This is a genomic window from Rheinheimera muenzenbergensis, from assembly GCF_036984005.1.
GTDB lineage: Bacteria > Pseudomonadota > Gammaproteobacteria > Enterobacterales > Alteromonadaceae > Alishewanella > Alishewanella muenzenbergensis.
In genome coordinates, this window is sequence record NZ_JALAAR010000004.1 from 259,333 (window position 1) to 272,900 (window position 13,568).

Genomic DNA, 13,568 nt, shown 5'->3' on the forward strand with positions numbered 1-13,568 from the left:
AATTATTAGTTACGACTACATTTTCTGAAGTTTACGGAGCTTATGGTAAAGCATTGGCGCTATCCTCTCAACCTTTAAGCAAGATTTCGTGGGGATCCCTCAGACAGAGTGCTGAAGATTACCCGATGGCAATTCTTGAGCATCCCCTCAGCTTAATATCATTATATTCTCTAATTGTATGACAGCTTGGATTTTACAAGTGAATAATATCTCGGATTATTTTTGCGTAAGTCATGCTCTATCCACTCTTTAGTTTTTTCTGTTACAAGTGCGCCTCTATCAATTAACTTTTGAGTATATTGAATAGGTCGATTTAGAGCACTTGAAAGACTTAGAACTTCTTTAACCACGTCAACATCTTCCGAAAAAACCAAACTATTTTTGTTCAACAAATATTCAAAAACATCCGGCCCACCTTTATTTAGTATAGATCTGACAAGTGCGTTACTACCAGCGGAAGATGTCAGGGACCAATCGACACCATAATTCTCCAGTTTTTTTAATTCGTCTACACTTAAATTCGTCGCAAGAGATGCAAGATGAGTACCATTGAGTTGATGCCCCCTATTTAAGATGTCAACAACAATATTAAACGGAGCTCCGTTTATTAGCGCGCTGTTGATTTTACTAGCTATATAAGTAGTATTTTCACTCGCGACATTATCTAATTCAACGAGAAATCTTTCCCAATCTATATTTCTATCTTTTGGAAATAGACTAATATTTCCTAATGTGGACATTACTTCATTTTTTTTACTTTCAGTATTAAAACTTCTAAACTGGTGCCTCTCAAGTAGTTCGTTAAACTCTTGGGCTGTCATGCTTTCGACTACTTTAAGATTCAACTCATTAATTAAATACTCACTCTTTAAGTTTTCATTTGCACTTGCCGAAAATATACTACTCGCGTTAGAAATATTTTCTGAAGCCAATGCTGCTTGACTACACCCATCGCATGTACTTTTTATACCATCGGACTGACTTACCTCGAAGTACTTAGGAAATGGATGCAAAGAGAAAAAAAACAGAGCAATCAGACAGATAAGTGCTGCAACAGTCAATTGAGAAGCAAACGAAATGAATTTTTCATATTGTTTATTTTCAGCTAGTAAACTAGCTTTCCATCCATCTGTCATTACTACTAATAAACACACCAAGAAAATCAATAAAGAGAATATGAAAAATGTAAAAACTGCTTTTACTGCTACCACACCTATGCTTGATGGGCCAAACACTAAAACATGTAACGCTACTTCCATCACAGACAGAAATAAACCTACAATAATTCCAGTGCCGGCAGCGTACCCTAAGTTCAGCATGTACCCAGTTAGTGTTTTACCGGAAACACGTTCAATTAAACGAATAGCAACTGAATTTGTTAATTCTTTTGAGTTAGGAAATAAAGAAAAATTACTAGCCATTTTGCCCCCCCAATCTGATTCCGATGCAAATATTTCTGCGATATTTAACCACAGGTTGCATTAGCCGCTTGGTATTCACTTAAAAGACGTTCTCTAGCCGAATTTGAAACACTGGACAGCATGGTGCTCATTATTATCTTGTAAGCAGCTCCAACAGTTGCACCAAAACCACTACCGCCAGGACCAGTAAAGGTGAAGTAACCAACCAGAACTGTCGCCTCTAAGTCAATATAGCTCCCCCAGGCACTTTCTGCTTCCGCCACATTTATTAAAGCCTCAACCATATGGTCTGCTATCTCTCTTTGAGTGTAACCATTAGCACAAGTTTCTTCATTCTCGGCATCTTCAGAGCTATTAAAAAATTCTTCTCCTATTTCTTCAACAGCTTGCCTATTCATAGTAATAATCTGTTCATTTAACTGATTCTGCAAATCACTAAGATATTCTTGACACCCCATCCCTGTGCACGCTGTACTCCAGCCATACCTATCGAAATAATTTGGTCCTTCGACTATGATTTCCTCAATCTCATCATCTGGTTCGTCAGAGTCCCATTCCGCATCCCATGATGCAAATGAAACAGAAGGATTCATAAGTAAACCAATACAAACTAGCATTGTAACAAATGACAAGATAACAGTTGAGCTTTTTGAAGATGCATTTTGCATCTTTGAATTTTCATCCATTATACCTTTCATTGACATTCCCACCTTTTGTTAACTTTTAACAACATATTATTATCCTTAATTGTCATTTATCAACAAATTTTTCGAGCGAACGCCGCAGATAAAACTAATAATTAGAAATAAAGGAAACATTCATGGCCGTTCTCGATCTGTTCGTTCGCCAAAAAAAAACCATGCCTCTATCAACTGCGAAGGTAGAATCAATGCTCACTGCTCTTCTATCGTTTGCCACCGCCATTTTCCAACAAAGTGGTAAGTTACTTGCCGATATTGGTATGCCTGCGCTTAACCCGGCGCACGACAGGTTTATGCTATGCGGCAACGATGCCATGCTGCAACAGCTGATGGCCATGTTGGATCAGTATGGTTTTTCTAAAGCCAATTCACGCTCTATGGGCCACTACGTTATAGAGCAAGCCTTTATCGAAAAGTAATTAAGCATAAAAAAACCGGGAAGGCATAACACCAACCCGGTTTTTAGGACGCTTAACGTAGTTGCGGCATTAAAAACCCAACCCGACCAATTTAGCTCTAAGCATTCAGCACTTACTCTTTCACCACATCAATAAAGTACTTCACTTCACCGTCTACCAGTTCACGTACTAAGCCGTGCACGTCGGTTTCAAAACCGGGGAAGGCGCTGTTAAAGGCGCGGGTAAACTGCAGGTAGTTAATAATGGTTTTGTTAAAGCGCTCACCCGGCACCATTAGCGGTATACCCGGCGGGTATGGCGTTACCAGCATAGCGGTAACACGGCCTTCAATTTCATCGATGGATACGCGCTCTATTTCGCGATGTGCCATTTTGGCCCAGGCATCAGCTGGCGTCATCGCGGTTTCAATATGCGACAAATACATCTCAGTGGTCACCTTGGCCACGTCGAACTTGCGGTACATATTGTGAATTTGCTGACACAGATCGCGCAGACCTACTTTTTCATAGCGCGGGTGCTTTTTGGCAAATTCCGGCAGTACGCGCCACATTGGCAGGTTTTGATCGTAATCGTCTTTAAACTGCTGCAGCTCGGTAACCATGGAGTTCCAGCGGCCTTTGGTAATGCCGATGGTAAACATGATAAAGAACGAATACAGACCGGTTTTCTCGATAATAATACCGTGCTCAGCCAGGTATTTGCTGACAATAGCAGCCGGTATGCCCTGCTCATCAAACTGACCATGCAGGTTTAAACCCGGTGTAATGATGGTGGCTTTAATCGGGTCGAGTATATTAAAGCCCGACTCGATAGCGCCAAAACCATGCCAGCTGTCTTTAGCATGCAACGTCCAGTTATCGCGCGTGCCCAGGCCTTCTTCCGGTAATTCGTCCGGGCCCCAGACACGGAACCACCAGTCGTCATCACCAAACTCGTCGTCAACTTTACGCATAGCGCGGCGAAAATCGATCGCTTCCATTAAGCTTTCTTCTACCAGTGCCGTGCCACCCGGTGCTTCCATCATCGCCGCCGCGACGTCGCAGCTGGCAATAATGGCATACTGCGGGCTGGTTGAGCTGTGCATCAGGTACGACTCGTTAAAGCGGTGCGTATCCAGGCTGCGTTTTTCGGCATTTTGCACCAGAATTTGCGAAGCCTGCGATAAACCCGCCAGTAACTTATGCGTCGACTGGGTAGCAAATACCAGAGTGTCTTCAGAACGCGGCCGGTCTTTGCCGATAGCATGCATATTTTTGTAGAAATCATGGAAGCTGGCATGTGGCAGCCAGGCTTCATCAAAATGCAGCGTATCGATAGTGGAGCCCAGTTCCTGCTTAATTTCTTCCACGTTATACAAAATGCCGTCATAGGTACTTTGCGTAATGGTTAAAATGCGCGGCTTTTTGTTTTTTGCATTGCGGGCAAAGGGGTTGGCCTCAATCTTTTTCGCAATCGCGGCTGGTGAAAACTCACTTTTCGGGATCGGGCCGATAATGCCGTAATGGTTACGGGTTGGCATTAAAAACACCGGTATAGCGCCGGTCATAATGATCGAGTGCAGTATCGACTTATGACAGTTACGGTCTACCACCACGATATCGCCGGGTGCCACTACCGAGTGCCAGACCATTTTGTTCGAGGTAGAGGTGCCGTTGGTAACAAAAAATAAATGATCGCAGCTGAAAATGCGCGCGGCGTTTTGCTCACTTTGCGCCACCGGGCCGGTGTGGTCCAGCAGCTGACCTAGCTCGTCTACCGCGTTACAGACATCAGCGCGCAGCATGTTTTCGCCGAAAAACTGGTGAAACATCTGGCCAACCGGGCTTTTTAAAAAGGCTACGCCACCAGAGTGGCCCGGACAGTGCCAGGAGTAAGAGCCGTCGGAGGCGTAATCCATCAGTGCATTAAAAAATGGCGGTGCCAACGCATCCAGGTACTTTTTCGCTTCGCGGATTATGTGCTTGGCAACAAATTCCGGCGTGTCTTCAAACATATGAATAAAGCCGTGCAGCTCACGCAGCACATCATTCGGTACATGGCGTGTGGTGCGGGTTTCACCGTATAAGAAGATAGGAATATCGGCATTGCGTTTGCGTACTTCTTTAATAAAGGTGCGCAATTCGCCAAGTGCCAGCGCCACTTCTTCGGCACTGCCGCTACCAAATTCTTCATCGTCTATGGATAAAATAAAACACGACGCCCGGCTGGCCTGCTGGGCAAAGGCGCTTAAATCGACATAGCTGGTGTAACCCACTACTTCAAAGCCATGGCTACTGATTGCTTCCGCCAAATCCCGAATGCCGGAGCCGGAGATATTCTCCGAGCGGAAGTCTTCATCGATAACAATTACCGGGAAACGAAAATTCATGCCTGTATCCTTATTGATCCAGCTTTTTACGTGCCTTCATCAACCGCTCGCGTTTGTATTTTTGCAGCGGTGTTTCAGTGTTCTTTTTGTTTGGGGCAAACGGGTTTTCGCCTTCGCGGAATTCGATGCGTATTGGCGTGCCCATCATCTGCAGCGCTTTGCGGAAGTAATTCATCAGATAGCGCTTGTAAGAATCCGGCAGATCATCCACCTGGTTGCCATGAATAACAATTAACGGCGGGTTATAACCACCGGCATGGGCGTACTTCAGTTTTACCCGGCGACCATGCACCAGCGGCGGCTGGTGATCTTCCTGCGCCATTTTCATAATACGGGTTAACAGTGCTGTACTGTGGCGCTTGGTTGCACTGTCAAAGGCTTCTTCTACCGATTCAAATAAATTACCCACGCCTGAACCGTGCAGTGCCGAGATAAAGTGTAACCGGGCAAAGTCAATAAAGCCTAAACGGCGATCTAATTCGCGTTTTACTTCATCTTTAATGCCATCGTTTAAGCCATCCCATTTATTTACCGCTATTACCAGCGAGCGGCCGGAATTAAGCACAAAACCTAAAATGCTTAAATCCTGATCAGAAATACCCAGGCGGGCGTCCAGCACTAAGATCACCACGTTGGCGTCTTCAATCGCCTGCAGCGTTTTAACTACCGAAAACTTTTCCACCATATCGTCAATTCTGCCACGGCGGCGCACACCGGCAGTATCAATCAGGGTGTAATCACGCTCGTTACGCTGCATTGGAATATAAATAGAGTCACGCGTGGTACCCGGCATATCAAATACCACTACCCGCTCTTCGCCCAGAATACGGTTAGTTAGCGTTGACTTACCCACATTGGGCCGGCCCACTATCGCCAGTTTAATATGCTCGCTGCGCAGCCGGGCGGCTTCGGCATCGGCCTGCTCTTCGGTCAGCGTTTCTAGCTGCGGGCCTTCGTCGTCGACAATCTCGCCAGCCAGCCGTTTTTGCTGCTCTTCACTTAGTAGCGGCACCAGCGCCTGGTTTAACAACACTGACACGCCACGGCCATGGGCCGCCGCTATGGCATACACTTCGCCCAAACCTAAACTGTAAAAATCAGCAATGGCAGTATCAGCATCAAGACCGTCAGTTTTATTGGCTACAACAAAAACTTTCTTTTCTACCTTACGGATGTGCGCCGCTATGGCTTCATCGCCAACAGTGGCACCAACCCGGGCATCCACCATAAACAATACCACATCGGCTTCGTCGATAGCTTTGAGCGACTGCTCGGCCATTTCGACTTCAATGCCCTGCTCATTGCCGTCGATACCGCCGGTATCCACTACAATAAATTCCAGCCCTTCATAATTTACCGAGCCGTATTTACGGTCACGGGTCAGGCCGGGAAAATCGGCTACCAACGCATCGCGGGTGCGGGTTAAACGGTTAAAAAGTGTCGACTTACCGACATTGGCTCGCCCTACCAGGGCAACGACAGGCAACATTAGGTGCACCTCAAAAATAACAAAACAGGCCAAGTACTGGCCTGTTTAACAACACATCCACCCGCGTTTAAGGCTTAGGGTGTTTGTAATAAGACTAGCTCACCGTTCCGGCTTTGCACCAGCAAATAGCTACCGTCGGTTACCGCTTCAGTATAAAACCCTGAACTGTCCATACTCTGACGGGCTACAAAATCACCGGTATTGCGGTTTAGCCAGTGCAGATTGCCCTCGCTGTCGCCTACTACCAGATAATCTTTGTACACCACAGGTGCCGTCAGATAATGCTTATTTAATGCCAGCTGCGACCAAAGCTCAGTACCATTGCGACTGTCTATGCTGTAGATCCGGCCGGTAGAATCAACCAGATACAGAATATCGCCGGCAGCGGTTAAATTACGAAAGCTGGCGTAATCGCGCTTCCATAGCTGACGGCCACTGCGTAACTCCATCGCTACCAGCTCGCCATTATAGGCAATGCTGTACACGGTGCCGCCACGTACTACAGGTTTGGCGTCAACATCAACTAAACGCGATAAATCCGTGCTTCCTTTGGGTACAGCAACAGCTTCTTCCCAGGCCTGATAACCACGATCGGCTATCAGCACGCCTAAATGACCACTGCCGGAGCCATAGATCACACCACCAGCCTGGATCAGTGGTTCACTGACACCGCGCAGTGTTAAAGCTGGTTGCTCATTTTCAAACTGCCAACGCTGTTCGCCGCTATCCGGGTGCAATGCCACCAGAGTACCGGCGCCGGTTGCCACTACAACCAGGCCTTCACCTACTGCAGGGCTTACCAGCACTTCACCTTTAACTTCAACCCGCCATACCAGCTCACCGGCAGCAGACAGTGCAACAACATCGCCATTTTCAGTACCAAAATACAGCTTATCGTAGCCGTAACTCAGGCCGCCGGAAATCCGCGCGTTATCACCCGACCAGACATCACTGATGCTACTCCACATCGAGCTGCCATCAGGTTTACGTAGATCGAATTGCCATTTGCGCTTACCCGTTTGCAGCTCGTAAGCGCTGACTAAGCCTTCGCGGCCGGCGGCATAAACGGTATCGTTCACAATAATCGGTGTCAGCTTAGACTCATAATGCGCTACGCCCGAGCCCAAATCCTGATCCCACACTACCTTGGGTGCAATAATGTTCGTTACCGGCGGTAACACTAACTCTTCTTTGCTGGAACAGGCTGACAACGCCACAGCGGCCAGAAGTAACAGCGGTTTTACTGATAAATTCACACTCACCTCGTTATACTGCTGTGACGTGTGCTAAGTCATCCAGCTTTACCTGCAACAATTGGCTGTTTTCACCGGCGTTTTTCAGCGCCAGTTGATAAGCGGCTTTCGCCTCTGCCAATTTACCCGCCTGCAATTGCACATCACCGGTCAGTTCGGCTTGTAACGCAATAAAGCTCTGTGGTACCGGCTTGGCTAACGTAGCCAGAGCCGCATCTAATTTACCCTGCTCACGCTGTAAGCGCGCCAAACGCAGTTGCGCCACAGCCGCCAGTGCCGGTTCTTTTATCTGGCCCAGAGCCCAGTTCAACTGAGTTTCGGCTTTATCAAACTGTTGCAACGCTATCGCATCTTTGGCTGCCAGCAAGGCCGCCATTACGGCATAGCTGTCTTTGTTGCCCGCATCAATAAAACCCTGTGCCTGGGCTATCCAGTCTTCGCTGGCATTGTCTGTACGCTGCTCTACCAGCTGACTAAAACGGCTGGAGGCTTGCTCCGCATTACCGCGCTGCTCTGCCTGATAAAAACGAAAACCATAAAGCACTGCCAGACCCAGTACGACACCGCCAACAATAGCTTTGCCGTACTCATGCCAAAACCGTTTTATTGCTTCTACCTGTTGTTCTTCGCTGCTGTAAATTTCCACTGCATTACTCCAAGGTGCGGCACAGGCCTGTTATGCTTGTTCAGCCAGTGCGTTAGCCAGTTCAGTTAATAAGATTGTCTGTTGGGGTTTATCAGCGCGCAGCCATTTAACGGTGATTTCTTCGCGCGCAAGTTCTTCTTCCCCTAAAATTAAGCCAATGTCGGCGCCGGATTTATCAGCCCGCTTCATCTGCTTCTTTAAATTACCGCCGCCACAATGCACCATAATGCGTCTGCCCGGCAAGTCAGTTCGCAGCCTTTCGGCAACAGACAAGGCGGCAAGTTCCGCTGCTTCGCCCAGCGCCATTAGATAAATATCGGCCGCAGCCGGTAAGGCTGGCAGTAAATTCAGCGTTTGCAGCAATAGCACCAGCCGCTCCAGGCCTAAAGCAAAACCCACTGCAGGCGTGGCTTTACCACCAAGTTGTTCGACTAAACCATCATAACGGCCACCCGCACAGACAGTGCCCTGGGCACCCAGCTCAGTGGTCACCCACTCAAATACGGTTTTGTTATAGTAATCCAGCCCGCGTACCAGGCGTGGGTTTAAACTAAACTCTACACCGGCCTGCGTTAACAACTGTTGCAAGCGGGCAAAATGTGCCGCCGAGTCGTCGTCCAGATAATCGGCCAGCTTAGGCGCGGCGGCTAATATCTCGGCCAGTGCCGGATTTTTGCTATCTAACACCCTAAGCGGATTAGTATACATGCGGCGCAGGCTATCTTCATCCAGTGCGGCTTTGTGCTGCTCCAGATAAGCTACCAGTGCGTCGCGATAAGCGGCACGTGCTTCGCTTGAGCCTAAAGAGTTCAGTTCCAGCTTAACATAGGGCGTTAAACCTAACTGTTGCCACAACCGGCTGGTCAGGATGATAACTTCAGCGTCAATATCGGCCGAAGCAATGCCAAAGGCCTCCAGGCCAAACTGATGAAACTGCCGGTAGCGGCCTTTTTGTGGCCGTTCATGGCGAAACATTGGCCCGGTGTACCACAGCCGTTGTTCCTGATTATACAGTAAGCCATGCTCATTGCCGGCCCGCACACAACAGGCGGTGCCTTCCGGGCGCAACGTTAAGCTGTCACCATTGCGATCGGCAAAGCTGTACATTTCTTTTTCGACAATATCGGTGACTTCACCGATCGAGCGCTTAAACAGCTCGGTCATTTCCACAATCGGAAAACGAATTTCGCTGTAGCCATAGCTGGCAACCGTTTGGCGCAGTATCTGCTCTACGTATTGCCATGCCGGAGTATCCTGCGGCAGGCAATCGTTCATGCCGCGAATGGCCTGAATTTGCTTCGACAAAATGAAATTTCCATCGGTTTAAGTTAAAAAGCAGCGGCGATTATAGGCGCAAGGCGCCTAAACACCAAGCCCGTACTGGTTTAATCCAGCTGGCGTACTGCAATTTTTTGTTGCAGATAGTCGCGCACCTGTTGTTCCAGTTGCTCGGCGACCTGCTCGTTATCCAACCGCAGTTTTTGCCGTTGGCCGTTAATATAGAAACCGCTTTTTTTACTGGCACCGGCCACGCCTAAATCTGACACCAGTGCTTCGCCCGGGCCATTTACCACGCAGCCAATCACCGATACCGTTAGTGGCTCAATCACATCTTCCAGCCGCTCTTCAAGCTGGTTCATGGTTTTGATCACATCAAACTCCTGCCGCGAGCAACTGGGGCAGGCAATAAAATTAATACCGCGTGAGCGGATACGCAGTGACTTTAAAATATCAAAGGCTACTTTTACTTCTTCTACCGGATCGGCGGCCAATGAAATACGTAGCGTATCGCCGATACCTTCGGCCAGTAACATGCCTAACCCAATAGCCGACTTTACCGCACCAGCCCGGGCGCCACCGGCTTCTGTGATGCCTAAATGCAGCGGCTGCTTAATTTGTTTTGCCAGCAACCGGTAAGCACCCACTGCCAAAAACACATCGGAAGCTTTAACGCTGACTTTAAACTGATCAAAGTTTAACCGATCCAGAATTTCAACATGACGCATCGCCGACTCAACCAGCGCTTCTGGTGTGGGCTCGCGGTATTTTTCCTGAATATCTGCTTCCAGTGAGCCACCGTTGACGCCGATACGGATGGGAATATTGTAATCGCGCGCGCAATCTACCACGGCACGAATACGGTCTTCGCGGCCAATGTTACCCGGGTTTATCCGCAGGCAATCTACGCCGTATTCTGCCACTTTAAGTGCAATACGGTAATCAAAATGAATATCGGCCACCAGAGGAATAGGCGACTGCTGCTTAATCAGTTTAAACGCCTCTGCGGCTTCCATTGTCGGTACCGAAACACGGACTAAATCCGCACCGGCTTTAGCAATTGCCTGAATTTGTGCCACTGTTGCTGCTACGTCGGTGGTACGGGTGTTGGTCATCGATTGTACAGCGATCGGTGCATCGCCGCCGATCAGCACATTACCAACACGAATTTGCGTGCTTTCACGCCGTTTAATCGGATTCTCTGCAAACATGCTTATTCTGACTCTGGAATACTAAACTTTGCCACTCTGCCACCGGGAAACGACGACATATCTACGGCCTGCTGATTAAAGTTAATTTGTACTACGCTGGGGTTGCCCAATGTCACTTCAAATGGCGCTTTGCCCTGCAATTGCATAACATAACCGCTTTGCTTGGTGCCATAGGCCACCCTATTACCGGCAGCGTCCACCACATTGACCCAACAATTGGCACTAAAACGCATTTCCAGCTCGTCCAGTAACGGCTCTGTCGTTAGCGGCCCGCTGTCGGACTGTTGCACTGGCTCTTCGGCCAACTGCGCCAGCATCGACACTATCTGGTCCGCTGTCGGCTCAATGCTGCTATTCTCTGCTTCGACGCCTTCTAAAGGTGCTTCAGCGGGTAACTCAATATCCGTTACCGCAGTGGACAACTCGGCTTGCGGCGTTGCGGCAGGTTGCACAACATTTCGTTCGCTTTGCCACCACCAGATAAACAGCAATACCAGTAATAAAGCGATGATGGCGTAGGTCAGCCACATAAAGCGGTTTTCAGTGGCCTGATGGGCAGCCCGGTTAGAAAAGGTCCGCATCGGTTTAGCCGTATTATGCTCGTCGCCGTGCTTACCATAGGCGGCTAACAGTTCTTGTTCTGGTAACTTCATCAGCCGGGCGTAGGCACGCACATAGCCACGGGCATAGGTCTCGAGGGTACCGTCTAGCTGATCTGATTCCAGCTTAACCACCACATCTGGTTTCAGGTTTAGCTGCACCGCGACCTGCTGCTGGCTTAAACCGCGCTGCTCGCGGGCTTGTTGCAGTTGCTGCCCTACAGTTAAGGCCGGTATTTCAGCTGTCATTGCGTTACACTTGCCGGGTCAACAACATAAACTGCTTGCCCTACCTGTAAGGTGCTGTGTTCGGTTAAACCGTTCCAGCTCATAAATTTGTCCAGCTTTATATTGTAGCGGTATGAAATACCAAACATCGTTTCGCCACTGGCAACAATATGTACATCGGTAGTGCTTGCTGTCTGCTGCCGCTCGGCTACGACGGTGACAGCAGCTTCAAGCTGTTGCGCCGATACCGGCTCCAGCCATATTTTCTGGCCGGTTTTAATTACCGACTCCGGTGTCAGCTGGTTCCACTCCATCAGCTTTTGCAAACGGATATTATGTTTTACTGAAATGGCGTACAGCGATTCTGCCGCCTGCACCAGATGAAAGGCCGGCTCTGCTGCAGAAGCCGTATCGTTCCCGGCAGTCTCTGGCTGCGCCAAAGTCAGCGTAGATTCTTCTGGCATCGGCTGTTCTGGCATTGCCTGTTCTGGCGTGGCCTGTTCTGATATAGCCTCGTTCGCCAGCTCAGTTTCAACGGCAACTTCAGGCTCAGTTGGCGCAAGTTCCGGTTCAATGGCAGCGAGTTCAGCGTCGACGACGGCTTCAGGCTCAGTTGGCGTAAGTTCCGGCACAGTGGCAGCGAGTTCAGTGTCAACGGCGGCTTCAGGCTCAGTTGGCGTAAGTTCCGGCTCAAACGCAGCGAGTTCAGTTTCGGCGGCCATTTCAGGTTCAGTTGGTGCAAGTTCCGGCTCAAGCGCAGCGAGTTCAGTTTCCGTCGCCATTTCAGGTTCAGTTGTCACGGTTTCTTCGGCTGTCGCCGTTGCGTCGGCGCTCAGCTCTGGTTCTGCCGGCATCGGCTCCGGCTCAGCTGTTTGTGGTGTGGTTGTAGCTTCAACCGGTAGCGGCGGCGTTTTTGTTGCCGCTGCGGTGTTAGCCGCCAATGCACCAGCAATGCCGCTGGCGGTATTGCTTAATTCTGTCCGCGGCCGGTTAAAAGATGTCTCAGCGGCTTCATCGTCTGCAGCAGTTTTTCGTTTTACCACTTTCAATTTAGGATTAGCTACCGGTTTAGCTGGCAGCGGTAACTTATCCGCAGAAGGGTCTGGTGTGACAATGTTGGCCATCAAGCTGTCTTTATAGCGCTCGCGTAACTGTTCAAACTCACTGTCCTGCGTTTTATTCTGCAACAACAACCGGGTTTCCGGTGTTTCGGTGTACAGCGTCAGTAACAGTTGTTCAGCATTGCGTTGGGTTTGCACATCACCGTTTTTCTCGGCTATCAAATAACTTAACAACACAGTACGCGCAGACACCCGCCCCAGACGCTGGATGCGGTCAAGCCGCTCTTTAGCCGACCGGTTATCTCCCATCGCATAGGCTAAGCCAGCGGCCAGCGTTAACGATGTGATGCGGGTAGCATTGTGGCTTATCGAGTTTTCTAAATAAGTGCTGGCTTTAACAAAGTGGTTTTGCTGCAACTGACACAGCGCCAGGTTTTCATAGCTTTCAGCAACACGGATATAACCGGCTCTGCTAATTGCCTTTAGTAATAACTGCTCAGCTTCATCATAGCGGTTCAGCTGACATAAAAACGCGCCGTAGTTGTTGTAAGCATCAGCGTAATTGGCATCCTTGCTGATAGCATTGCGAAAATACTCCTCAGCCTGCTTATTTTCACCGACACTTTGATAGTAATAAGCCAGCGCACTGTGCACTTCGGCTGAATTTGGCGAAAAACTGCGTGCCCGTTCCAGATTATATTTGGCCTGCGATGTGTCACCGCGGCGCAGATAATTCAGCCCCAAAGAAATACGGGTGCGGGCAGCTTCTATGTTGTCAAAGGTACGGTCGGACACTGGTTTATCACTGCCAACATAGCTTTGCTCCGACACACAACCGGTCAGAGCCAGCACACTACAAAGTGATATACCAAGAAGAACTTTTTGCTTCACAAC

General features: G+C 48.8%; 11 protein-coding genes. 1 reads left to right on the plus strand and 10 read right to left on the minus strand.

Features of this window, described 5'->3' with window-relative positions; genetic code table 11:
- Positions 1–170: 170 nt before the first annotated feature.
- Positions 171–1,421: a hypothetical protein gene (locus MN202_RS06810; RefSeq protein ID WP_335735343.1), complete on the minus strand. Its 1,251-nt coding sequence runs from the start codon at positions 1,419–1,421 to the stop codon at positions 171–173.
- Between the two features lie 44 nt (positions 1,422–1,465).
- Positions 1,466–2,119, minus strand: a complete 654-nt coding sequence (locus MN202_RS06815; protein WP_335735344.1) for a hypothetical protein — start codon at positions 2,117–2,119, stop codon at positions 1,466–1,468.
- Between the two features lie 191 nt (positions 2,120–2,310).
- On the opposite strand from MN202_RS06815, the gene MN202_RS06820 reads away from it, so the two are divergent.
- Positions 2,311–2,541, plus strand: a complete 231-nt coding sequence (locus MN202_RS06820) for a ferredoxin reductase domain-containing protein (protein WP_335735345.1) — start codon at positions 2,311–2,313, stop codon at positions 2,539–2,541.
- A 112-nt stretch (positions 2,542–2,653) separates the two neighbouring features.
- Here the strand turns inward: MN202_RS06820 and MN202_RS06825 are convergent, their stop codons facing one another.
- The 8 genes from MN202_RS06825 to pilW all read right to left on the minus strand — a co-directional run bounded on the left by MN202_RS06825 (position 2,654) and on the right by pilW (position 13,565).
- Positions 2,654–4,909, minus strand: a complete 2,256-nt coding sequence (locus MN202_RS06825) for an arginine/lysine/ornithine decarboxylase (RefSeq protein WP_335735346.1) — start codon at positions 4,907–4,909, stop codon at positions 2,654–2,656.
- Positions 4,910–4,919: 10 nt separating this feature from the next.
- On the minus strand, positions 4,920–6,398 hold the full coding sequence (gene der / locus MN202_RS06830) for a ribosome biogenesis GTPase Der (protein ID WP_335735347.1): 1,479 nt from the start codon (positions 6,396–6,398) through the stop codon (positions 4,920–4,922).
- A gap of 74 nt (positions 6,399–6,472) precedes the next feature.
- Positions 6,473–7,654 carry an outer membrane protein assembly factor BamB gene (gene bamB / locus MN202_RS06835; RefSeq protein WP_335735348.1) on the minus strand — a complete coding sequence of 394 codons (1,182 nt, stop codon included), beginning with the start codon at positions 7,652–7,654 and terminating at the stop codon, positions 6,473–6,475.
- A 10-nt stretch (positions 7,655–7,664) separates the two neighbouring features.
- Positions 7,665–8,297 carry a YfgM family protein gene (locus tag MN202_RS06840; protein ID WP_335735349.1) on the minus strand — a complete coding sequence of 211 codons (633 nt, stop codon included), beginning with the start codon at positions 8,295–8,297 and terminating at the stop codon, positions 7,665–7,667.
- Between the two features lie 30 nt (positions 8,298–8,327).
- Entirely contained in the window at positions 8,328–9,602 is a 1,275-nt protein-coding gene (gene hisS, locus MN202_RS06845; protein WP_335735350.1) for a histidine--tRNA ligase, read from the minus strand.
- Positions 9,603–9,682: 80 nt separating this feature from the next.
- The gene (gene ispG / locus MN202_RS06850; protein ID WP_335735351.1) at positions 9,683–10,786 is read right to left on the minus strand and encodes a flavodoxin-dependent (E)-4-hydroxy-3-methylbut-2-enyl-diphosphate synthase; all 1,104 of its coding nucleotides are present in this window, start codon (positions 10,784–10,786) and stop codon (positions 9,683–9,685) included.
- A 2-nt stretch (positions 10,787–10,788) separates the two neighbouring features.
- Positions 10,789–11,634 carry a RodZ domain-containing protein gene (locus tag MN202_RS06855; RefSeq protein ID WP_335735352.1) on the minus strand — a complete coding sequence of 282 codons (846 nt, stop codon included), beginning with the start codon at positions 11,632–11,634 and terminating at the stop codon, positions 10,789–10,791.
- A complete protein-coding gene (pilW, locus tag MN202_RS06860) occupies positions 11,631–13,565 on the minus strand; it encodes a type IV pilus biogenesis/stability protein PilW (protein WP_335735353.1) in 1,935 nt (644 codons plus the stop codon). Before pilW ends, MN202_RS06855 begins: the two co-directional genes overlap by 4 nt.
- Between the last annotated feature and the right edge of the window lie 3 nt (positions 13,566–13,568).

Coding starts and splice junctions, on each gene's coding strand:
- MN202_RS06810 (WP_335735343.1), bottom strand. CDS start 1,421: ATGGCTAGTAATTTTTCTTTATTTCCTAACTCAAAAGAATTAACAAAT.
- MN202_RS06855 (WP_335735352.1), bottom strand. CDS start 11,634: ATGACAGCTGAAATACCGGCCTTAACTGTAGGGCAGCAACTGCAACAA.
- ispG (WP_335735351.1), bottom strand. CDS start 10,786: ATGTTTGCAGAGAATCCGATTAAACGGCGTGAAAGCACGCAAATTCGT.
- MN202_RS06815 (WP_335735344.1), bottom strand. CDS start 2,119: ATGAAAGGTATAATGGATGAAAATTCAAAGATGCAAAATGCATCTTCA.
- MN202_RS06820 (WP_335735345.1), top strand. CDS start 2,311: ATGCTCACTGCTCTTCTATCGTTTGCCACCGCCATTTTCCAACAAAGT.
- MN202_RS06825 (WP_335735346.1), bottom strand. CDS start 4,909: ATGAATTTTCGTTTCCCGGTAATTGTTATCGATGAAGACTTCCGCTCG.
- der (WP_335735347.1), bottom strand. CDS start 6,398: ATGTTGCCTGTCGTTGCCCTGGTAGGGCGAGCCAATGTCGGTAAGTCG.